The 22,336-nt window shown below is 45.5% G+C and carries 24 protein-coding genes; 21 read left to right on the forward strand and 3 right to left on the reverse strand.

Going from position 1 to position 22,336, the window contains the following annotated elements; genetic code table 11:
• The first annotated feature begins 109 nt into the window (after positions 1–109).
• The 19 genes from BN1080_RS04140 (at position 110) to BN1080_RS04230 (ending at position 16,630) form a co-directional block, all read left to right on the forward strand.
• Positions 110–2,284 (forward strand): EAL domain-containing protein, encoded by a 2,175-nt coding sequence (locus BN1080_RS04140; protein WP_052650683.1) that lies wholly within the window; start codon positions 110–112, stop codon positions 2,282–2,284.
• Between the two features lie 155 nt (positions 2,285–2,439).
• Positions 2,440–3,069 carry a uracil phosphoribosyltransferase gene (gene upp / locus BN1080_RS04145; RefSeq protein WP_052650684.1) on the forward strand — a complete coding sequence of 210 codons (630 nt, stop codon included), beginning with the start codon at positions 2,440–2,442 and terminating at the stop codon, positions 3,067–3,069.
• 76 nt (positions 3,070–3,145) lie between these two features.
• Positions 3,146–4,264 carry a non-hydrolyzing UDP-N-acetylglucosamine 2-epimerase gene (wecB, locus tag BN1080_RS04150; protein WP_052650685.1) on the forward strand — a complete coding sequence of 373 codons (1,119 nt, stop codon included), beginning with the start codon at positions 3,146–3,148 and terminating at the stop codon, positions 4,262–4,264.
• 237 nt (positions 4,265–4,501) lie between these two features.
• Complete coding sequence (locus BN1080_RS04155) at positions 4,502–4,723, forward strand: AtpZ/AtpI family protein (protein ID WP_052654389.1); 222 nt, start codon at positions 4,502–4,504, stop codon at positions 4,721–4,723.
• A gap of 3 nt (positions 4,724–4,726) precedes the next feature.
• Positions 4,727–5,098 (forward strand): ATP synthase subunit I, encoded by a 372-nt coding sequence (locus BN1080_RS04160; protein WP_052650686.1) that lies wholly within the window; start codon positions 4,727–4,729, stop codon positions 5,096–5,098.
• A 27-nt stretch (positions 5,099–5,125) separates the two neighbouring features.
• Positions 5,126–5,836 carry a F0F1 ATP synthase subunit A gene (atpB, locus tag BN1080_RS04165; protein ID WP_052650687.1) on the forward strand — a complete coding sequence of 237 codons (711 nt, stop codon included), beginning with the start codon at positions 5,126–5,128 and terminating at the stop codon, positions 5,834–5,836.
• 58 nt (positions 5,837–5,894) lie between these two features.
• Positions 5,895–6,119 (forward strand): F0F1 ATP synthase subunit C, encoded by a 225-nt coding sequence (gene atpE, locus BN1080_RS04170; protein WP_006829234.1) that lies wholly within the window; start codon positions 5,895–5,897, stop codon positions 6,117–6,119.
• Between the two features lie 286 nt (positions 6,120–6,405).
• Positions 6,406–6,927: a F0F1 ATP synthase subunit B gene (gene atpF / locus BN1080_RS04175; RefSeq protein WP_052650688.1), complete on the forward strand. Its 522-nt coding sequence runs from the start codon at positions 6,406–6,408 to the stop codon at positions 6,925–6,927.
• Positions 6,924–7,454, forward strand: a complete 531-nt coding sequence (locus BN1080_RS04180; RefSeq protein WP_052650689.1) for a F0F1 ATP synthase subunit delta — start codon at positions 6,924–6,926, stop codon at positions 7,452–7,454. Before atpF ends, BN1080_RS04180 begins: the two co-directional genes overlap by 4 nt.
• 28 nt (positions 7,455–7,482) lie before the next feature.
• Positions 7,483–8,991 (forward strand): F0F1 ATP synthase subunit alpha, encoded by a 1,509-nt coding sequence (gene atpA, locus BN1080_RS04185; protein WP_052650690.1) that lies wholly within the window; start codon positions 7,483–7,485, stop codon positions 8,989–8,991.
• A 106-nt stretch (positions 8,992–9,097) separates the two neighbouring features.
• On the forward strand, positions 9,098–9,955 hold the full coding sequence (atpG, locus tag BN1080_RS04190; protein ID WP_052650691.1) for an ATP synthase F1 subunit gamma: 858 nt from the start codon (positions 9,098–9,100) through the stop codon (positions 9,953–9,955).
• Between the two features lie 105 nt (positions 9,956–10,060).
• A complete protein-coding gene (gene atpD, locus BN1080_RS04195; protein ID WP_052650692.1) occupies positions 10,061–11,476 on the forward strand; it encodes a F0F1 ATP synthase subunit beta in 1,416 nt (471 codons plus the stop codon).
• Positions 11,477–11,500: 24 nt separating this feature from the next.
• Positions 11,501–11,905 carry a F0F1 ATP synthase subunit epsilon gene (locus BN1080_RS04200; protein WP_052650693.1) on the forward strand — a complete coding sequence of 135 codons (405 nt, stop codon included), beginning with the start codon at positions 11,501–11,503 and terminating at the stop codon, positions 11,903–11,905.
• Positions 11,906–12,035: 130 nt separating this feature from the next.
• On the forward strand, positions 12,036–12,269 hold the full coding sequence (locus BN1080_RS04205; RefSeq protein ID WP_052650694.1) for a DUF1146 family protein: 234 nt from the start codon (positions 12,036–12,038) through the stop codon (positions 12,267–12,269).
• 343 nt (positions 12,270–12,612) lie between these two features.
• Entirely contained in the window at positions 12,613–13,911 is a 1,299-nt protein-coding gene (gene murA, locus BN1080_RS04210; protein WP_052650695.1) for a UDP-N-acetylglucosamine 1-carboxyvinyltransferase, read from the forward strand.
• 257 nt (positions 13,912–14,168) lie between these two features.
• Positions 14,169–15,161 carry a rod shape-determining protein gene (mreB, locus tag BN1080_RS04215; RefSeq protein ID WP_052650696.1) on the forward strand — a complete coding sequence of 331 codons (993 nt, stop codon included), beginning with the start codon at positions 14,169–14,171 and terminating at the stop codon, positions 15,159–15,161.
• A gap of 208 nt (positions 15,162–15,369) precedes the next feature.
• On the forward strand, positions 15,370–15,636 hold the full coding sequence (locus BN1080_RS04220) for a DNA-directed RNA polymerase subunit beta (RefSeq protein WP_052650697.1): 267 nt from the start codon (positions 15,370–15,372) through the stop codon (positions 15,634–15,636).
• Between the two features lie 59 nt (positions 15,637–15,695).
• On the forward strand, positions 15,696–16,133 hold the full coding sequence (gene fabZ, locus BN1080_RS04225) for a 3-hydroxyacyl-ACP dehydratase FabZ (protein WP_052650698.1): 438 nt from the start codon (positions 15,696–15,698) through the stop codon (positions 16,131–16,133).
• A gap of 113 nt (positions 16,134–16,246) precedes the next feature.
• Positions 16,247–16,630 carry a hypothetical protein gene (locus tag BN1080_RS04230; RefSeq protein ID WP_052650699.1) on the forward strand — a complete coding sequence of 128 codons (384 nt, stop codon included), beginning with the start codon at positions 16,247–16,249 and terminating at the stop codon, positions 16,628–16,630.
• 49 nt (positions 16,631–16,679) lie between these two features.
• Here the strand turns inward: BN1080_RS04230 and BN1080_RS04235 are convergent, their stop codons facing one another.
• Positions 16,680–17,117, reverse strand: coding sequence for a YwpF family protein (locus BN1080_RS04235; RefSeq protein WP_052650700.1), 438 nt, complete (start codon positions 17,115–17,117; stop codon positions 16,680–16,682).
• A 292-nt stretch (positions 17,118–17,409) separates the two neighbouring features.
• On the opposite strand from BN1080_RS04235, the gene BN1080_RS04240 reads away from it, so the two are divergent.
• Together BN1080_RS04240 and BN1080_RS17160 are read left to right on the forward strand one after the other, a co-directional pair.
• On the forward strand, positions 17,410–17,823 hold the full coding sequence (locus BN1080_RS04240) for a single-stranded DNA-binding protein (RefSeq protein WP_110925567.1): 414 nt from the start codon (positions 17,410–17,412) through the stop codon (positions 17,821–17,823).
• Positions 17,824–17,846: 23 nt separating this feature from the next.
• A complete protein-coding gene (locus BN1080_RS17160) occupies positions 17,847–17,990 on the forward strand; it encodes a hypothetical protein (protein ID WP_199876584.1) in 144 nt (47 codons plus the stop codon).
• Positions 17,991–18,042: 52 nt separating this feature from the next.
• On the opposite strand, the gene BN1080_RS04245 is transcribed toward BN1080_RS17160, so the two are convergent.
• Positions 18,043–20,766 (reverse strand): DEAD/DEAH box helicase, encoded by a 2,724-nt coding sequence (locus BN1080_RS04245; RefSeq protein ID WP_052650701.1) that lies wholly within the window; start codon positions 20,764–20,766, stop codon positions 18,043–18,045.
• Positions 20,763–22,295 carry a hypothetical protein gene (locus BN1080_RS04250; protein ID WP_052650702.1) on the reverse strand — a complete coding sequence of 511 codons (1,533 nt, stop codon included), beginning with the start codon at positions 22,293–22,295 and terminating at the stop codon, positions 20,763–20,765. The genes BN1080_RS04245 and BN1080_RS04250 overlap by 4 nt, the downstream gene beginning before the upstream one ends.
• Between the last annotated feature and the right edge of the window lie 41 nt (positions 22,296–22,336).

The raw sequence follows: 22,336 nt of genomic DNA on the forward strand, positions 1-22,336 counted from the left end.
ATTTGGTATAAAACTGGTAATTCTATTAATAATGTTACTTATTTCTAATTTCCTCACAAAGCAGCAATACATAGAATACATTAACTAAGGGAAGCTGGGTGAACCGCGTATGCCTACTCACGAAATACATGAAGAGAAAAAAGTGATCATTAATTGGCTGCGGCGTTTGGGAATGGAATTCCAGACAGGTTTTATTGTGCTGAATACAGAGTTGGAAAACCATCCGATCATTTATGCCAACCAATCCTTTTTAGAGATGAGCGGCTATGAGGAAGAGGAAGTTTTGGGGCAGAATGGCAAGTTTATGCATGGCTCAAAAACGGATAAACGGGTCGGACAGAAAATCAGGAACTGCATGGAATCGAAAAAAGCGGGCATTTTTGAAATCGTTAATTATCGCAAAGACGGGCTGCCTTTCTGGAACGAAATCACGATCCAGCCAATTATCATGCATGAAACGAACTTTACGTTCACGATCATGCTGCAGCGGGATATTACCGACCGCAAGCGCGCAGAAGCATTGATCAATTTGCAGCAGCAAATCCATAACGATATGGGAAAAGGCTATCTGTTGAGCTTTTTGCTTCAAAAAGCATGCGATACAGTGGAATCTTTTTTCAAAGACGATACGAAATGCACGGTGCTTTTTGTCAATGATGCCGGCTACTTTCAAGTAGGGGCCGGAAAATCGATGCCAAGTGAATTTCATGATAAAGTCGAGCAAATTCAGTCTTCTCCGGTGACGGGTACGTGCGGAGCCGCTTTCCACACCAATCAAACAGTCATAGTGGAAGACATGAAGACGAGCCCGCTGTGGAATGGCCTTCAATACCTGGTGGAGGAGCTTCACTTCACTTCCAGCTGGTCGGTGCCGATCGATGACGCAAATGGCAAAGCAATCGGGACATTCGGCATCTATTTCACAGACAAGACATTGCCGACTGAAGAAGACATTGCCTTCGTGGAGCAGATTGGCTCCATTGTGTCTTTGACGGTAAGGTATTCGCAGCAGCAGGAAGAAATCTTGCGCTTAGCGTACACCGATAAAGAAACCGCTTTGCCGAACCGGAATTATTTCATCAATGAGTTAAAAGAATTGCTGGATGAAAAGAAAGAGGGCTTTGTCGCTTTCGTTTCAGCAGATGAATATATTAAAGTAGTCGACCAGTATGGCCATACCGCAGGAGATGCACTCATCCGGGAAATTGGCAAACGTTTCTTAAGAGCTGGCATGTCTGCAAATCATGTCATCGCACGCTTTTCCGATTCGACCATCGCTTTAGTCAACTTGAATCCGTTAGGCGATGTGCCTGCATATTTAGAAAAGTTATCGCAATGTGTGATCGAACCGATCAATGTGCAAGATATGGAATTGTTTTTAACGTTAAAAATGGGCGTCGCACTGATTACGCCGAAACAGCAGGATGAGAAAGAACTGATCCGCTATGCAGACAGCGCACTGTCAAAAGCAAAATTGCGGGCGGGGGAATCTATTTGTTATTTTGAAAATGAACACGATGATTTCATGATGAGGGACTTGCGGATCGCCAATGAATTATCGGCAGCGCTGCGCCGTGAGGAAATCGATGTTCACCTTCAGCCGAAAGTGGATCTGAAATCAGGAAAAATCATCAGCTTTGAAGCTTTGGCCCGTTGGAATTCTCCGGAGCTTGGCAGTATTGCACCGGATGTCTTCATTCCGGCAGCGGAAAAGAACGGCAAAATCCGTCTGTTGGAACAAGTTGTTTTTAAACGGGTTCTTACTTGGCTGAAAAAGCGTAAAGAACTTGGGCTTGAATTGCGCCAGGTCGCTGTCAATATCTCAGCTGATCATTTCTTCCACCATTCGTTCATTCCGCATTTGGTTGACCGAATGGCTGAATACGGCATTGAACACAAATGGATCCAACTTGAAATCACCGAGCGGATCGGCTTCGTGGATATTGAAACCGCCCATCAGGTGTTTAAGAAATTAAACCGCTACGGCTTCACAAGCTCTGTGGATGATTTCGGAACGGGTTATTCATCGCTCAGTTATTTGCAGAAGCTGCCGGTCAGTGAAATAAAAATTGATCGTTCATTCATCTCCAGTATGCATGAACACGGAACGCTTGCGATCGTCAGAACGATCATTCAACTGGCGGAAAACTTGAACATGACAGCTGTCGCAGAAGGCATCGAAACAGAGCAGCAGCGAAGCATATTAGTTTCGCTCGGCTGCCGGGTAGGGCAGGGCTATTTCTATTACCGCCCGATGTCGCTCGAAGAAGCCAACCTATTATAAACAAACCGGAGTTTTTCGCTTCGGTTTTTTATTTTGCCGATTTTTGAGCGGCGGATGCCAATTAACTGAAAAATTGCAATGCGAACTACAAGCCCAAGCGGCCTAAATTTTCTGTTATACTAGTTAAGATAAATTTTAAAGAGGAGAGATGTGCCGTGGGAAAAGTACATGTATTTGATCATCCGTTGATCCAGCATAAAGTGACTTATATCCGTGATAAATCCACAGGAACAAAAGAATTCCGCGAATTGGTAGACGAAATTGCTACATTGATGGCTTTTGAGATTACAAGAGATTTGCCGTTGGAGGATATTGAAGTTGAAACGCCCGTCCAAATGACGACTTCGAAAATACTGGCAGGGAAGAAATTAGGCGTCGTCCCAATTCTCCGTGCAGGAATCGGCATGGTCGATGGAATTTTGAAATTGATTCCAGCAGCAAAAGTCGGGCATATCGGCCTTTACCGTGACCCGGAAACTTTGCAGCCGGTTGAATACTACTTTAAAATGCCGTCAGATGTCCAAGAGCGCGAGTTGATTGTTGTAGACCCGATGCTTGCTACAGGAGGATCTGCCATTGAAGCAGTAAACTCACTTAAAAAACGTGGAGCTGTCAAGATCCGCTTCATGTGCATCATCGCAGCTCCAGAAGGTGTAGAAGCTTTGCAAAAAGCGCATCCGGATGTGGATATTTACATTGCGGCACTTGATGAGAAATTGAATGACCACGGTTACATCGTTCCAGGACTTGGAGATGCCGGCGACAGATTGTTCGGCACGAAATAAGAAAAGCGGAAGCGATTGCTGTAAGCAGAGGCAATCATTTCCTAACTCAAATAATATGAAAACGAGGTTGATTAGTTTGACGAAAAAGTGGAAAGTAATGACGATCTTTGGCACGCGCCCGGAAGCAATCAAAATGGCGCCTCTAGTGCTCGAGCTTCAAAAGCATCCGGAAACAATCGAGCCGATTGTGACGGTAACAGCTCAGCATAGACAGATGCTCGATCAAGTGCTTGAGACATTTCAGATTACGCCGGATTACGATTTGAATATTATGAAAGACCGCCAATCATTGAGCGACGTCACGACGCGTGCTTTGCTTGGCTTAGACGAAGTGATGAAAAAAGCGCAGCCGGACATCGTGTTGGTGCACGGCGATACAACAACAACTTTCGTGGCGAGCCTGGCAGCGTTCTACAATCAGATTGCCATCGGCCATGTAGAAGCAGGCTTGCGTACGCACAATAAATACTCGCCGTATCCGGAAGAGATGAACCGCCAATTGACGGGCGTAATGGCTGATATCCACTTTTCGCCGACTGAAAAATCTGCACAGAATTTGCGCAATGAAAACAAAAAAGAAGAAACCATCTACATTACCGGCAATACAGCGATCGATGCGTTGAAAACGACCGTGCGTGAAACGTATAGCCATCCGATCCTTGAAAAGATCGGCGAAGACCGGATGATCTTGTTGACAGCCCACCGCCGTGAAAACTTAGGCGAGCCGATGCGCAATATGTTCCGCGCCATCAAACGGTTGATTCAAGAACACGATGACATCCAAGTCGTGTACCCGGTGCATATGAATCCGGCAGTTCGTGAAGTGGCAGATGAAATTCTCGGACGCGATTCGCGCATCCATTTGATTGAACCGCTGGAAGTCTTGGATTTCCATAACTTTGCGGCACGTTCATTCTTTATACTGACAGATTCAGGCGGCGTCCAGGAAGAAGCTCCGTCGCTAGGCAAGCCGGTACTCGTTCTTCGCGATACGACAGAACGCCCGGAAGGAATCGATGCTGGCACATTGAAACTTGCCGGAACAGAAGAAGAAACCATCTATTCAATGGCAAAAGAATTGTTGACGGATGAAAGCGCCTATAAAGAAATGTCGCACGCTTCAAACCCTTACGGGGACGGAGAGGCTTCGCGCCGGATCGTTGAAGCGCTGCACACTTATTTTTCTGAGAAATAAGCAGCAAAATGGTTGAGAGGACATGTCGGACACGAATTTGTCAAGAATATGTCGGAGGGTATTTGCTTGTGAAGTTTTTCACTTCTAGGAATTGACATGATTTTACCCCTATTGTATGCTTACAAAGGGTATGCATGAGAAGGTTTTCTTACATATAGATGTTGTTCCGAAAGCCTGATGCGACTGCTCTTTTATAGGGGTAAAATGTCAAATCAAACGAAACTCGAGGGGTTTATCATGCGCCCAACAAAAAGTCCCTTACAAGCGATGGCACTTTACAGTGCTATCCTCTCACAACTTGTCGGGTCCGTGCTCATCGGTACGTTCACAGGTATGTGGCTCGATGAACAATTCGGAACCGCCCCGCTTTTCTTAATCATCTGCTTGCTCACGGGCATGTTTGCCGGTGTGTGGGCAATGCTGCAGACCGTCCGAAAATTCGAATCAGGAGACAAATGAAAAATGGATGGACTTAGGGAGATATATACAAGACTAAAAAGAATGATTTATTTCATCCTGGCGGCTTTCGTTATTGGTTGGGGGTTTACCCCTTATCAAGAGGTATTCGCGGGTCTGTTGATCGGAACTTTGTTCGGCATTTATAATATGTGGATTCTGGTTCGCCGGATGGAAAAATTCGACCGGGCGGTGGCAGAAGGCTCGAAGGTTCGTTCGCTTGGAACGGCATTACGGTTTGCATCAGGTGTAGCTGCTGTAGCGATGGCGTTATTATTCGCCGAGCATATTCACTTGATCAGTACAGTAATCGGGTTGATGATCCCTTATGTTCTGCTTTTGGCAGAACGGATTGTTTATCATGTGAAACACCATTAAGAAAGTGGAAAGAGAGGTGAAACTATCGTGGGTCATGAAGCTCCTATGCTTGAAGTGTTCGGGATCTGGTTTAACTTATCGAACGTTATGATGCTCATCGTAGCCGCTGTTATCGTATTTCTAATTGCCTTCATTTCTACTCGGAATTTAAAGCTTAAGCCAACCGGCATGCAAAATTTCATGGAATGGGTAATGGATTTCGTAAAAGGGCTGATCAAGAGCAACATGGACTGGAAAGACGGCGGGCGATTCCACGTACTCGGAATTACGCTGATCATGTTCATTTTCGTTTCGAATATGTTAGGTCTTCCGTTCTCGATCATTGTCTATGGCGAACTGTGGTGGAAATCCCCGACAGCTGATCCAACAGTGACAATGACTTTGGCCGCCATGGTCATCATTTTGAGCCATTATTATGGCATCAAGCTCAAAGGGTTGGGAGAATACGGTGCAGGTTATTTAAAACCAATGCCATTCTTGTTCCCGTTGAAAATCATTGAGGAGTTCGCAAATACGCTGACACTTGGTCTGCGTCTTTACGGTAATATCTATGCAGGTGAAATCTTGCTTAGCTTATTAGCGGGACTCGGCGGAGCTGGCGTTGTCGGCTTTGCAACGGCTATCATTCCGATGATGGCTTGGCAAGGATTCTCGATCTTTATCGGTGCAATCCAAGCATTTATTTTCGTTATGTTGACGATGGTTTATTTATCGCATAAAGTTGCCGACGACCATTGAGTATAAACTGTTCAAATTGAGCAGAAAAAAACAACTATCCTGAGGAGGACAAATTACAATGACAGGTTCATTAGGTTTATTAGCAGCAGCAATCGCAGTAGGTTTAGCAGCACTAGGCGCAGGTATTGGTAACGGTCTTATCGTATCAAAAACAGTTGAAGGGATCGCTCGCCAGCCAGAAGCTCGTGGCGTTCTTCAAACAACTATGTTCATCGGGGTTGCATTGGTTGAGGCATTGCCAATCATCGCTGTAGTTATCGCGTTCATCGTTATGAACCAATAGTATCGAGAAAAGCGGAAACGGCCGTTCAGCTCCGCCAGGCTTAAGATGAACTTGCGAAGCGGCGCTTTTTGCCGCACAGCAAGGGCAGCTTAAGGCCGAGGAGTTGGCCGTTGGAGTCTGGACATCAAAATCCGGACAATAACAAGGTAAATGGCGGGAATGCTTCGGCAGGTTTTTCGCCATTTATGTTTGTATGGCCCATTTCAAATTTGAATAAACATCTTATATTAAAGATCTTATAATAGAAGAAACTGAATTTTAGGCTCTTGAAGGGAGTGAAACAATCGTGTTTTTTGATCACCTCGTACTCGGTGCATCCGGGGAGTTTTTGAACGTCGGAGATATCATCGCTACACTAGCAGTTTTCATTATTTTGATGCTGTTATTGAAAAAGTTCGCATGGGGTCCTTTGATGGGAATCATGCAGCAGCGTGAAGAATTGATCGCTAGTGAAATCGTAACGGCTGAAAACAGCCGCCAGGAATCACAAAAAATGCTTGAAGAACAGCGCACTTTGTTAAAAGAAGCGCGTACGCAAGCACAAGAAATCGTTGAGAATGCTAAAAAACAAGGCGAAGTTTCGCGTCAGGACATTATCTCGACTGCGCGTGCTGAAGCTGGCCGCATGAAAGATGCAGCTGTACAAGAAATTGCGAACGAACGTGAAAAAGCGATTTCTGCAGTACGCGAAGAAGTTGTGGCATTGTCATTGCTTGCAGCATCTAGAGTGTTGGAAAAAGAAATCTCTGAAGAAGACAACCGCCAGTTGATTAACGAAACGATTGCGAAGGCAGGCGAAGTGCAATGAGCCAAGTCTCAGAACGCTACGCATTAGCTTTATTCCAAATCGCTCAAAAACATGAAGTGGTTGATAAAGTAGAAATGGATTTGCGTGAAGTGAAGAAAGTCTTTAACTTGACTCCGGAACTTTACAACTTGATCGTTTCTCCTAAACTATCAGCTGAAAAAAGAACAAATCTAATCAGTGAAGTATTCAATGGCGTGAACGTTTACGTTATGAACACACTTCAATTGATGGCAGAACGCCGCCGTTTGAACGAAGTCAGCGGATTAGCTGATGAGTTCATTAACTTATCGAACGAAGCACAGGGAATCGAAGATGCCAAAGTTTATTCGATCCGTCCGTTGACGGAAGAAGAACGTGCATCGATTTCTGCGACTTTCGCTAAAAAAATCGGTAAGCAATCTTTGCGCATCGAAAACATCATTGATCCATCCCTAATCGGTGGATTGCGTCTTCAAATCGGAAACCGCATTTATGACAGCAGCATCAGCTCGAAATTGGGCCGCTTGCAGCGTCAGTTGATCGGTTAATTCAGGAAATTATGAGAGGGTGAAATACATGAGCATCAAAGCTGAAGAAATCAGTGTCTTGATCAAACAGCAGATTGAAAATTATCAATCTGAGATGAAAGTTGACGACGTCGGTACAGTAATCACGATTGGTGATGGTATCGCACGCGCTCATGGCCTCGACAACATCATGGCTGGAGAACTTGTTGAGTTCTCTACTGGTGTCCTGGGTATGGCACAAAACTTGGAAGCCAACAACGTTGGTATCATCATCCTTGGGCCTTACACAGACATCAAAGAAGGCGATGAAGTACGTCGGACTGGCCGCATTATGGAAGTACCGGTAGGACAAGAACTAATCGGACGCGTCGTAAATCCGCTTGGCCAACCAGTTGATGGTCTTGGACCGATCAACACAACAAAAACTCGCCCGATCGAAAGCCCTGCACAAGGGGTTATGGCCCGTAAATCGGTTCATGAACCACTTCAAACAGGGATCAAAGCGATCGATGCTCTAGTGCCAATCGGCCGTGGACAGCGCGAATTGATCATCGGTGACCGCCAGACAGGTAAAACTTCTGTAGCGATCGATACGATTTTGAACCAAGCTGACCAAGACATGATTTGTATCTATGTAGCAATCGGACAAAAAGAATCTACTGTACGTAACGTAGTAGAAACTTTGCGTAAAAACGGTGCTTTGGATTACACAATCGTCGTGACGGCATCTGCATCTCAACCAGCTCCATTATTATACTTGGCTCCTTATGCTGGTATTTCAATGGCGGAAGAGTTCATGTTCGATGGCAAACACGTTTTGATCGTATATGATGATTTAACTAAACAGGCTTCGGCTTACCGCGAACTGTCGCTATTGCTACGTCGTCCTCCAGGCCGCGAAGCATATCCAGGGGATGTTTTCTACTTGCACTCCCGTCTACTGGAACGCGCTGCAAAATTGAATGAAACATTGGGTGCTGGTTCGATTACAGCTCTTCCATTCGTTGAAACGCAAGCGGGCGATATTTCTGCTTACATTCCAACAAACGTAATTTCGATTACGGATGGACAAATCTTCCTTCAATCGGATCTATTCTTCTCGGGTGTACGTCCAGCGATCAACGCAGGTCTTTCTGTATCACGTGTTGGCGGTTCAGCTCAGATCAAAGCGATGAAAAAAGTTGCGGGTACATTACGCCTTGACTTGGCTGCATACCGTGAGCTAGAGTCGTTCTCTCAATTCGGTTCAGACCTTGATGCAGCTACTGCAGCAAAACTTGAGCGTGGGAAACGTACAGTTGAAGTATTGAAACAAGATTTGAACAATCCAATCAAAGTTGAAAAACAAGTTGTCATCTTCTATGCCTTGACTCGCGGATTCCTTGATGATATTCCAGTTCAAGATATCCAACGTTTCGAAGCTGAATTGACAAGCTGGCTGGATTCTAACCACACAGAAGTTTTAGAAACTATCCGCACTACGCAAGGTTTGCCTTCTGACGAAGCATTTGGCGCAGCAATCAACGAATTCAAACGCACATTCGCAAAATCAGAATAAGAGAAGCTTCACATTCAGCAGCTTCATAAGTTGCTGCTGAATGGAAGTGCCTCAAACAAACTTTCGTTCGGACTAGAAGAAAAAATAATAAGGTGGTGAAATACCAGTGGCATCTTTACGCGATATAAAAAACCGCATTACGTCAACCAAGAAAACAAGCCAGATCACAAGAGCGATGCAGATGGTTTCTGCATCAAAGTTGAACCGTGCTGAATTGAATGCGAAAGCGTTCGTTCCCTATATGGAAAAAATTCAGGAGGTTGTCGCTTCAATCGCGGCCGGATCAAACGATACGAGCCATGCAATGATGACGACACGCCCCGTACAAAAAACTGCTTATCTTGTCATCACTTCAGATCGTGGATTAGTAGGCGGATACAATAGTAATATTCTTCGTACAGTGATGAGCAAAATCCGTCAGCGCCATACCTCAAATGACGAGTTCGTTATCTTAAGTATTGGCCGTAAAGGACGGGATTTCTTTGCTAAGCAGGGAATGACGATTCTAGATAGTGCAATCGCACTTCCAGATCACCCGAGTTTCGCTGATATTAAAGAAATAACGCGCAAAGCTGTTGGTATGTTCTCAGATGGTACGTATGATGAAGTTTATATGTACTACAATCACTTTGTCTCTGCTATTCAGCAAGAAGTTACCGAAAAGAAAGTTTTGCCATTAACGGATATCGAAACGACTGGTTCAACTGCTTCTTACGAGTTTGACCCATCAGCCGAAGCGATTTTGGAAGTTCTTCTTCCCCAATATGCAGAAAGCTTGATTTTTGGTGCAGTTCTTGACGGTAAGGCAAGTGAACACGCTGCGTCCATGACCGCTATGAAGAGCGCAACCGATAATGCAAGTGAGTTGATCGATGGATTGACTCTATCATATAACCGTGCCCGCCAGGCAGCGATCACTCAGGAAATCACTGAAATCGTCGGCGGAGCAGCCGCGTTAGAATAGAACAGAAAGCTGGTGCGCCTAGCCGATCGGCTTGGTTTTAAACCACGAAAAGCCGGGTGCCGAAGCCTTTAACCATACGAAAAAAGTAAGACAGGAGGGAACAGCATGAACACAGGACACGTTCTTCAAGTTATGGGTCCGGTTGTAGACGTTAAGTTTGCGAATGGCCAACTTCCAGCGATCTACAACGCCCTAACTGTATATATTGATCGTCCAGGCCAACAACAAGTGAAATTGACGCTTGAAGTGGCGCTTCACCTTGGTGATGATTCAGTACGCACAATTGCGATGGATTCCACCGATGGATTGCAACGTGGTTCAGTAGTAACCGATCTAGGCAGTGCTATCACTGTTCCAGTTGGAGAAGTAACTTTAGGCCGCGTATTTAACGTATTAGGAGAAGTCATCGATTTAGGGGAAGAAATTCCAACAACTGAACGCCGTGACCCGATTCACCGTTCAGCACCGACTTTCGAACACTTATCCACAGAAGTTGAAATTCTTGAAACAGGTATCAAAGTAGTAGACTTGCTTGCTCCTTACATCAAAGGTGGTAAAATCGGTCTCTTCGGTGGTGCCGGTGTAGGTAAAACCGTTCTTATCCAGGAATTGATCAACAACATCGCGCAAGAGCACGGTGGTTTATCTGTATTCGCTGGTGTTGGTGAACGTACACGTGAAGGAAATGACTTATTCCACGAGATGAGCGATTCTGGCGTTATCAAGAAAACATCAATGGTCTTCGGCCAAATGAACGAGCCGCCTGGTGCGCGTATGCGTGTTGCCTTGACTGGTTTGACAATGGCAGAATATTTCCGTGATGAGCAAGGCGCAGACGTTCTTTTGTTCATCGACAATATTTTCCGTTTCACTCAAGCAGGATCTGAAGTATCTGCCCTACTAGGACGTATGCCTTCAGCCGTTGGTTACCAGCCGACACTTGCTACGGAAATGGGTCAATTGCAAGAGCGTATTACGACTACAAGCACAGGTTCTGTAACATCTATCCAAGCGATTTACGTACCAGCCGATGACTATACGGATCCGGCTCCGGCTACAACTTTCGCTCACTTGGATGCGACAACGAACCTTGAGCGTAAACTTTCTGAAATGGGTATCTACCCAGCGGTGGATCCTTTGGCTTCGACTTCACGCGCATTGTCGCCTGAAATCGTTGGTGAAGAACACTATTCAATTTCCCGCCAAGTTCAAGAAACGCTTCAGCGCTACCGCGAACTTCAAGATATCATTGCCATCCTTGGTATGGATGAGTTAAGTGATGAGGATAAGCTGACGGTTAACCGTGCACGCCGCATCCAAAACTTCCTTTCTCAGAACTTCCACGTTGCTGAACAGTTCACAGGCCAAAAAGGTTCTTACGTTCCTGTTCAAGAAACGATCAAAGGATTCAAAGAAATTCTTGCTGGTAAATACGATCACTTGCCGGAAGATGCTTTCCGTCTAGTAGGACGTATTGAAGATGTTATTGAAAAAGCTAAAAGCATGGGCGTAGAAGTCTAAAACAAGGGACCAGGAGGGGAAAAAATGAAGACCATTACAGTCAATATTGTCACTCCCGACGGCCCGGTATACGATTCAGAAGTTTCTATGGTAATAGCAGTTACAGCGACAGGTGAGATGGGTATCTTGCCTGGCCATATTCCTACAGTAGCTCCTCTTGGAATCGGTGCAGTCCGATTGAAGAAAGAGAACTCGACTGAATTAGCAGCTGTAAGCGGCGGATTCTTGGAAGTTCGTCCGGATAAAGTGACGATTCTTGCTCAGTCTGCAGAACTTGCGACAGATATTGATCTGGCGCGTGCACAAGAGTCTGCAAGACGTGCAGAAGCGATGCTTCAGGCGAACAAAGGTGAAGTCGACTTTCAACGTGCAGAATTAGCATTAAGACGTGCGAAGAATCGTATCAACGTTTATGAGGGTAACATTTAATAGGAAAAGCGAAAACGGCTGAGGAATTGGCCGTTGGAGTTCAGACATTAAATGAAAAGAGTAGAATGTTATGAGCGGGCAGAAGGGCAATTGACTTTTGCCCGCTTTTTAAATAGGAGGGATCAGTTAGATGGAAACCGCCATTGGGCAGCAAGCCCTCATTTCAATTATCAGCCATATCTTTTTTACGGGTGTCGCGTTTTACGCATTGCGTGCAGTGATGTTTGAGAAATGGATCCGCAAACAGCATGTGCTGCAAGCGCAGATCCTGTATATTTTCCTCAGTATTGCCATTGGGACAGCGGTGTCTACTTTCTTTTTGAACATCTCTTCATGGTCAAGACAATTGCCTTATCTATTCTAGGTTTGCTAGTTTGCCATGAGAGCGATTTTCGCGCATATGGCAAAACAGCAAACCTTAAAAATTATTTCCCGGGGAATAACGAAATTCATGTTTAGCTCGTCAGAATAAGGGAAATTAGAGTTTGTAATCAAATTGTAATATATAATTTTATGGGACGGACATAAGGACTCATTATTATACGAATGTTATACTAACTGGATAATATAACTACTAAAATGAGCGTTAAGTTACTTGTATAATTAATAAAAAACGGGTATTATGGAAAAGGTTTTGTTTGCAAACTATGACATTGGACTTTAAAGGGTACATATAGATGAATATTTAACATATGGAGGGCATATCAGTGGATCAGATTATCGTTAAAGGCGGCCAAAAATTAAAAGGGAAAGTTCGAGTAGAAGGGGCTAAAAATGCAGTTTTGCCAGTTCTGGCAGGAGCACTACTCGCATCATCCGGAAAAAGCATCATTAAGGAAGTACCTAATCTAGCAGACGTATACACTATTCAAGCAGTGCTTAAAAGTTTAAATGCGTCGGTTGAATACTTCCCTGAAAAGAATGAAATGGTGATTGATTCATCAGAAACATTATCCAGTGAAGCACAATTTGAATATGTGAGAAAGATGCGTGCTTCAATTTTGGTGATGGGGCCACTCTTAGCGCGTAATGGATTCGCTAGAGTTGCTTTGCCAGGCGGCTGTGCAATCGGCTCTCGTCCAATCGATCAGCACTTAAAAGGTTTTGAAGCAATGGGTGCCCAAATTACATTTGGAAATGGTTTTGTTGAAGCGAATGTGAACGGAAGACTTCGCGGAGCAAAAATCTATTTGGATTTCCCGAGTGTCGGCGCAACTGAAAACATCATGTCGGCAGCTGCTTTAGCTGATGGCGTGACAATCATCGAGAACGCGGCAAAAGAACCGGAAGTTGTAGATTTAGCAAACTATATCAACGAAATGGGCGGCCGCGTAGTCGGTGCCGGTACAGACACAATGCGCATCGAAGGAGTAGAAGAATTGCACGGAGCAGTTCATCACATTATTCCAGACCGTGTTGAAGCTGGAACATTCATGGTAGCAGCAGCGATCACGGAAGGCGATGTCATCATCGAAAATGCAGTGCCTGAACATATGGCTGCATTGATTTCTAAAATGGGCGAGATGGGTGTCGAGATTAAAGAGGAAGAAGAAGGATTGCGCATCCGTTCAACCCGTCCGCTTCGTTCAATTGATATCAAGACAATGCCGCATCCGGGATTCCCGACAGACATGCAGTCTCAAATGATGGCTTTAATGTTGACGGCTACTGGTAATGGGATTTTAACAGAAACTGTTTTTGAAAACCGCTTTATGCACGTAGAAGAATTCCGCCGCATGAACGCGTCGGTTAAAATTGAAGGACGCTCAGTCATCATGGAAGGCCCTTCACAATTGCAAGGAGCCGAAGTTGCAGCAACAGACCTTCGTGCTGCAGCCGCATTGATCCTAGCAGGACTGGCTGCTGAGGGCATTACGCGCGTTAACCAATTGCAGCATTTAGATCGTGGCTACGTGAATTTCCATTCGAAGCTTGCCGCTTTGGGAGCAGATATTGAACGCGTATCTTTAGTTGAAACGGAAGTCAAAGAGGAACAAACGGTCTAATTCTACCATCATTTATTTTTCTTTCAATAACCCGTGAGGCCAATTCGCCTCACGGGTTTTATTGTGCTTGGTTTTGAAAGCACGCTAATCATTATCACAAAATTTTATGGTCGATGAAATATTTTCTGATTCGAATCGGGTCTTTATTCCTTGAAAATTCTTTTTCTTTTCTAATCACACTATGCTAAAATGTTCATTTAGGAGAGTCTTTTTAGACAACAGAGTAGGTACAGAAAGCTGGAAGGGGAAGCGTAATAATGTTTTCAAAAGATATCGGTATTGATTTAGGGACGGCAAATGTTTTAATTCACGTAAAAGGAAAAGGTATCGTATTAAATGAGCCATCGGTTGTTGCGCTTGACCGAAAAACAAATCGTGTATTGGCAGTGGGGGAAGAAGCCCGCAAAATGATCGGGCGCACACCTGAAAATATTGTGGCAGTCCGGCCGCTTAAAGATGGCGTCATCGCAGATTTTGACGTGACTGAAATGATGCTAAAGTACTTCTTGAACCGTTTGAAAGTGAAAGGCTTTATGAGCAAGCCGCGCATCTTGATTTGCTGCCCGACCAATATTACGAGCGTGGAGCAAAAAGCGATCCGGGAAGCAGCCGAGAAATCGGGCGGCAAGAAAGTGTTCTTGGAAGAAGAGCCGAAAGTGGCAGCAATCGGGGCCGGAATGGACATTTATCAGCCAAGCGGCAATATGGTCGTTGATATCGGCGGCGGGACGACGGATATCGCTGTTTTATCCATGGGCGATATCGTAACGAGTGAATCGATTAAAGTGGCAGGCGATGTTTTTGATCACGACATTCTTCAGTATGTGAAACGCCAATATAAATTATTGATCGGCGACCGCACAGCAGAAAACATCAAAATTGAAATCGGTTCTGTGTATGGCGGCAGCCGCAGCGAAGAAATGGAAATTCGCGGCCGTGACATGATGACCGGATTGCCGCGGATCATCAAAATTCAGTCTGCTGAAATAGAAGAAGCCTTGAAAGAATCGGTCGCCATGATTGTCGCTTCTGCGAAAAGCGTGCTCGAAAAAACACCGCCGGAACTTTCAGCGGATATTATCGACCGCGGGGTGATTTTAACAGGCGGCGGAGCCCTGCTCCATGGCATTGACCAATTGCTTGCAGAAGAATTGAGAGTCCCGGTTTCTCTGTCCGAAATGCCAATGGATTGTGTGGCGCTTGGAACGGGCATCATTTTGGACAACATCCAGAAGCTTTCGCGCCGTTAAAACCGTATAAAGGCATCAGTCGACTTTTAAGCAGAATGCCTTATGGCGATGGTAAAAATCTTTAGTATAATGATAATTAATGCATATTACCGAAGTGGGAATCCGGATCTCTTAAAAAGCGATACAGGGTGTAGCCACTGCCGTATAGAATTCTTGAAGATTGACTGCCTTAGATAGGCATGCATCAATAGAAAGGTTGACTGAGTGAATGGCTGAAACAAAAAAGAAGGTCTCCCTTCGAAAACAAGCAAAAGCCGAAAAGGCTCCGGAAAAGGATGATAAACAGACTTGGTGGGTCCAAATTCGTTTATTTCCAATCTGGCTTCGAATTGTTCTTGTCCTGGCATTGATCGTGCTGGCGGCAATTCTGGGGGCTATGGTCGGTTATGGCGTCATTGGGGACGGCGAACCGAAAGATGCCCTGAAATGGGAAACATGGCAGCATATCATAGACATCATGAGCGGAAAGAAATAATTTTTCCGCTTGTATGAGTTTTAAGCAAATACATAATTTATGGTTGAAGGAGTGGGAGTATGTTAACGACCGAACAAATTCAGGCAATTTTACCGCACCGCTATCCATTTTTGATGGTGGACCGGATTTTGGAAATCGAAGCGGGCAAAAAAGCGGTAGGGTTAAAGAACGTCTCAGCCAATGAACAATTTTTCAATGGCCATTTCCCTGGTTATCCGGTTATGCCGGGTGTGCTGATCGTCGAAGCTTTAGCGCAAGTTGGAGCGGCAGCTGTATTGCAGCTGGAAGCCAACAAAGGCCGCTTGGCATTCTTCACCGGCATCGATAATTGCCGCTTTAAGCGCCAAGTCGTTCCGGGCGACCAATTGCGGTTGGAAGTGGAATTGACGAAATTGCGCGGATCGATGGGCAAAGGGCATGCCATTGCCACAGTCGACGGCGAAATCGCTTGTGAATGCGATATTTTATTCGCGTTAGGGCCGGTAGTTGAAAAATAAACTCGGATTTGTATTTGAAAGTTCATTCCTGTAAAATGATTCAGGGAAATACATAGGAGGGGAATAGCGGGAAGCAAGTGCTATTCTTTCTTGCGGAGTGTAGGAGGTTTACCATGTACAAAACATTGCCGACAGGCGTTAAAAGCAGCATCACACGCTCCATCTCAAAAATATTTGAAGCCTACATGGCGGATATCGAGTGGGATGAAGAACGTTTTAATTTAGAAGACTTTGTCAAAGTCTGGAAAGACTATATTGAAAACAGAGCCGCTTGGTATGAGAAAGTTCCGCTTGAAGTCAAGTTAAGCCCGGAGTTCCATGAAGAAGTGGCGAATAAAATGAATCAGATCATCGATAAGATTTTGAACGAGCCGCCTTCAGAAGACCAGATCGCCCGCATTGAAATCATGCAGGAATCGATGGACACGCATTTCGATTATTCATGCAGAGCAGAAGCAGCTTTTGTGGAAACGAAATTAAAAGCCATGAAGAACTAATTATATAAAAGGCTGGGCGAGATGGAATTCCATCTTGGCCAGCCTTTTCTTATGCTTTGGATTCGTCTTTTCGCAAGCCTGGACGTGTGCGCATGTCCGACTCGAAGCGCTCGAGCAGCTCCTCGCCTTCGAGTCCGTCTTCAAGCAGTTCGGACAATAGCGTTTCCGCGTATTTCCGGCGCGCTCGTTTTAAGGTTCCTTTCATGAGCACGGAAACTTGGTGGCCCATGACTTTCACGTCGTAGATGGCGACTTCAAAAGTGGCCGGTTCGTTTCCTGGATAAGAGATAACGACTTTCACATCGTAAATATGCCCAGTTTCCATCATGCGATCGAAGCTTTCCTTGTAGTCCAACTCCATCAGCATTTCAAGCACCCACGAGCGGTGGCTATTTTCCTGATTGATGATGATTCCGTCAATTAAAGGATAATCGATCACTTCGTCGTCTTTAACAACTCCAAGTGACAGCATTTTAAATGTCTTCACGCCAATTCCTCCAAACATCGCTTTTTTTCAGTATAGCATAGCCGAAAACATGCCGCTTATCGGTTGGAAATCCGGCTTATTTTTCCTGTAATTATGCCAAATTCCATTTTTCCACAAACCAGAAAAGACTTCAGAAACCGCTTAGCCATTAGGGTTTCGAAAAAAAACAATTTTTGCATTGGATGAAAAATCAGATTTCATCGTCGTTTTCGAACCAAAAATGGAATTTCGCCTTTTGCGCAATATTCACTTTCCTTAGTATAGTGTTAATAAGCCAAAAGGAGGTGAAAAAATGAATCAAGTCGGAATCGTTGGCCGCTTAACAAAAGACCCGACAATGCGTGTGATGAGCGAAGGGCGCGTACATACTTCTTTCATCGTCGCTGTGTCCCGGAATTACAAAAATCAGCGAGGAGAAGTGGAAACGGATTTTGTTCTCTGCTCCACCTGGGGCAAGCCTGCCCACAACGTTTCGAAATACTGCACCAAAGGCTCTTTGGTAGCAGTGACAGGGAGATTGCAATCCCGCCATTACGATAAAGAAGACGGTTCCCGCGTTTATGTCACAGAAGTGCTGGGGGATCAAATCCGTTTTCTGGATAAAAAACGGCCAAAAGAAGAAGCCGCTCCTAAACCGCTGGAACCTGGGTCTGAAGCAGACTTTGATTTCCAGCCGCCAGGAACGGCCACTGTTATAAGCACTTAATTAGGATAAGGAGGCACTTAGTTATGCCAAAAAACGTTCAATTGCAATTGGAAGTGCATATGGAGCAATTAATCAAACTGACCGCCTTGCTTCATCGCCGTTTGGCAGAGGCGGAGCGGGAACTAGGTGAACTGAAAGAAAGCATCCGTTCCGTCCAGCAAGGATGACGTTTTCGCTAACCAGAAGGAGATCCGGTTGGGTGGGGGCTCAGCCGGATCATTATAGATTATACGTAAACAGTTCCTTCAATTCACTGTCTGACAGCTCCGTCATCCACTGGCTGGACTGGATAAATTGTTCGGACATTGTCTGCTTTTGAGTCAGCAGCGCATCAATTTTTTCTTCAATTGTGCCAATGGTCACGAATTTATGGACATGCACGAATTGGGTTTGGCCGATTCGGTAAGCCCGGTCTGTTGCCTGGTTTTCGACTGCCGGATTCCACCATCTGTCTGCATGCAGCACATGAGTAGCTGCTGTCAGGTTTAAACCGGTTCCCCCCGCTTTTAACGAGAGGATGAAAATCGGAAATTTGCCGTTCTGGAAAGCAGCTACGAGAGAATCGCGCTGATTTTTTGGCATGCTTCCAGTCAAGAAGGGAACTTCATGGCCATATAATTCATTGATGGCTTGCTGCAATAAATGCCCCATGCCGATATATTGAGTGAAAATCAGGCATTGTTCTCCGCGCTCGGCAATTTCTCCCGCCAGAGTCACAATGCGTTCAAGTTTTTGAGACCGCGGCAATATTTCTGCGGCGGAAGTATAAGGTTCTTTCAAATACAATGACGGATGATTGCATAATTGTTTTAGTTTGCTGAGCATCTTTAAAACAAGGCCTTTTTTCTCAAATCCGGTGAGCGTCTCCATTTTCTGCACCGTGTCCTGCACTAAACCTTCATATAAAGCTGCTTGTTCCGGCGTTAGTGGACAATATTCCAGCTGCTCTTGCTTCTCAGGCAAATTCAATTGCAAGTCCGGATCTTTTTTCGTACGGCGCAGCAAGAATGGCTGAATGCGCTGCCGCAGCTTTTCTTTCGTTTCTTCGGAATCGTCGCGTTCAATCGGAATCATGAAATTCTCCTGGAACTGCTTGATGCGATACAAATAGCCTTTATTGATAAAATCGAAAATCGACCAAAGCTCAGATAGCCGGTTTTCAATCGGGGTCCCAGTTAAAGCGATATGATGGTCGCCTTTAAATTTGCGGATGGTGCGGGATTGCTTCGTATACATATTCTTGATATTCTGCGCTTCATCCAATGTGATGCTCGTCCAGTGGACGCCTTGGATTTCTTCTGCATCGGAAGACGCGATGCCGTACGTAGACAACACGACATCCGGTTTCTCATTCTGCAGGAACGCCTGGAAATCTTCGCCTTTTGGCCGGGCGCTGCCGTAATGAGTGACGACTTTCAAGTCCGGGCCAAAGCGTTCCAGCTCTTTTTGCCAGTTGCCGAGCACGGAAGTCGGGCAAATGATCAATGAAGGCTGCTCCGGCTTCTTCGCATGAACATGCAGAAGGTAAGTGATCAATTGCACCGTTTTTCCAAGTCCCATATCATCTGCCAGGCAAAGGCCGAAGCCTTCTTCGCGCATGAACACTAAATAATCGAAGCCAGTCTTTTGATAAGGGCGAAGTTCTGTATGGAGATTTTCAGGAATCGGTGTTTCCGGCAAATCGCGCTTATCCAGCAATTTATCGAGCAAGGTCCGCAACGATCGATTCAGATGGAACTCAATGAGCGGGTCTTCTTCATCTGCACCTTCCTCAAGCATAATTTCCGGGACATTCTGGAACAGCATGTCCTTAATTGTCCAATCGGCGTCATCCGCTTCTTCGATCATTTTCCGAAGCTGCATGAGCAAATTGGAATCTACCCGTACCCATTCATTGCCGATGCGGATGAATTCTTTGTTCTCAGCTACGAGCTGTTGGAAATCCTGCATGCTGAGCTCGTGGCCGTTCAATGAAAACTGCCAGTCAAAACGGACAATTTGATCCAAGCCGACTACGGAAGCTTTTTTGACCGGCGAATGGATATTGGCCTTCACCCGGATTTTGGATTCTTGGACCGCTTTTAGCCAAGAGGGAATGGAAACTTCGATGCCGAATGATTGGAGAATTTCCGCATCATTGCGCAAGAACTCCAGCACTTCTGCATCTGTCCATTCCGCGTGGTAAAGGCGGTCTTCGTCATAGTTTTCTACAGAAGGGCAGAGGCTCAGGATCAGCATCTGTTTTTCTTTGATCTCCTGCTGATGGTTCCGCCATTTTTCAGGCAGCACTTTATCGAAAGGTTCATCCATTCGCCGTTTGGAAGGGGTCCAGTAGACGCTTCCGCGTTTGGAGCGAAGAACCACTTTAAAGGACCAGAAAGCATCGTCCTGCGGTTCGCCGAGTTGGACTGCCATGACGTAGTCGTCGCTTGCAGGCAAACCGTCCCATCCGGCCTGCTGGACAAAATGCTGGATGAATGGCAGCTGAGCCGTGGACAATCCTTTTTGGCGCAATTGATGTTTGATGGTATCGCTCAGAAAATCCTGGATTTCCGGATCTCCGTATGCCGAATCGATCAAAATGTCTTCTCCGTCGACCGAGATATGATCCCATAGCTTTGGATCGTTTAAGGAATCGGCCACTTTTCCCGCAAGATTCAGCCACGTTTCGTCTTCTGGAGTCTGGCCGGAAAAGGACACATAGTGATGCGCTTCCCGCTGAAATAAACGAACAAATTCAGCAGGCGTCAATAGCAGATCAAGTCCGTCGATCCGGGCAGTCAAGCCGAAAAAGCTTTCTTTGTCGAGGAAGTATAGGTACGGTTTCCAGACTTCCGGCGGAATCCGGTTGCCGGTTTCATTTATCGCCTGCACCCGGAATTCTTCCGAGCGCCGGATTTTTAAATAATAGGTGCGGTTTCCTTCGGTTTGGAACTGATTCATACAAGATGTCCTTTCTCGATCTCTTCCTGGAGTGCCCGCAGGCGTTTGTTTTGCGTACGAATCTCATTGATATACGCATTCCAGAACTCCAGTTGACCGCTTTTCTTGCAAGCGGCTTTCATTTTCTTCCACATCCGGACCGCCTGTTTATAGCTGGGGCGGTTGCGTTCTTCCAAATAATCCATCGCATAGCGGTGGAACAGAGGGAGGACGAAATCCGGAGCAGCTTCCTGCACTTCTTTCAAGCCGCATTCCTCCGCGAAATAAAGCGGGGAATTGTGGAGGTGGTGAAGTTCCGCCCATTGCTTGAACTGTTTTTTCTCGATTAAATAAGTGGAATAAGCCGGGAGGCCGTAATGGCCGAACTGTTTAAACAAATCTTCCCAATCGGCTTCGCTTAAATGGATCAATGAAAACAGCCTGCTCAATACCCGCACATATTGGTGGCGGTATTGTGTATAAAGGCCTTCAAATAGGAAGGTTTTCACGTTCGGTTTGATCGACATCAAAATGGCGGTCAACGCTTGCTCATGTGTTTCGCTTTCTGCGAGGATGGCAAGCTGCACCCAATCCGGTGTTTCATCCGGTGTCAGTTTTTTTGCTTTGACGTTATCGCCAAGCAGAATGGCGAAAAAGGCTTCGATTCGCGGTTCTGGACGGGCAAACGAAGCGAGCTCATCTTTCCGGAGCTTCGCTGTCGTAAATAGAGATGTCCAGAACAACTGATAAACCGTAAAGCGCTGCGAAAAGGATCCGTCTTTCACCGTAACAAAACTATGCACCAAGTTTCTCAAATGTTCCAGAAAAGCATCCGCTTCAAATGTGCGGTGCTGAACGCGTAATTGTTCCAACAGATCACGGAGCGCATGCAATTCATCATCGAACCACGTTTTAAAGAACGAATGGTGCACTTCCTGGGTGCCGGCGATATACGTTTCCCATACTTCCATCAAAGAAACCAAATGGGCATAGGTGCGGTAGAATACTTTCCATTCACGTTCAAGCGGAACAAATGACAACGCGTTTTTCAATCGGCCGTCATATAACTGTTCAAAGTAGAAATAATTGCGTTTCGTGTAATCCGGAACCGGTTCCCGCCATGCATTGCGGATAATGTGGACCCATTGCACCGGAGACCGTTTATCCGTCAGCAAATTAAGCTGTTCTGCTGGGCGGGCGCGCCAAGCGGCCACCCATTCCGATAACGAGCCGATTTTTTGGTAGAGGGAAAAAACGACCGCAAGCTTGTGGCGGCAGTTCTCTTCCTGCGGACAGGCGCAAACCGCTGTCATTTTTTCGAAATTCAAAACAACTTTAACTGTATGAGCGTCTTTTACGATGGCTTCGAGCAGGAGCCGTTCTTCATTGAACGACAGAATCTGGACGCCATCATGGCGCACTAAAAAGACTGCTTTTCGAACCATTTCCTCATCCATTTCACGAGATGGATTGAGTGAGTCGTCGATAGCAGCCATATAATTGTGGATCGTATCATCAAAACGTTTTGCCAAGTGTTGAACTGTTGCCATTTACATCGCCCCAAAATAAAACTTTCCTTCTATTATACGGC

This window comes from Planococcus massiliensis (assembly GCF_000821325.1).
In the GTDB taxonomy this organism is placed as follows: domain Bacteria; phylum Bacillota; class Bacilli; order Bacillales_A; family Planococcaceae; genus Planococcus; species Planococcus ruber.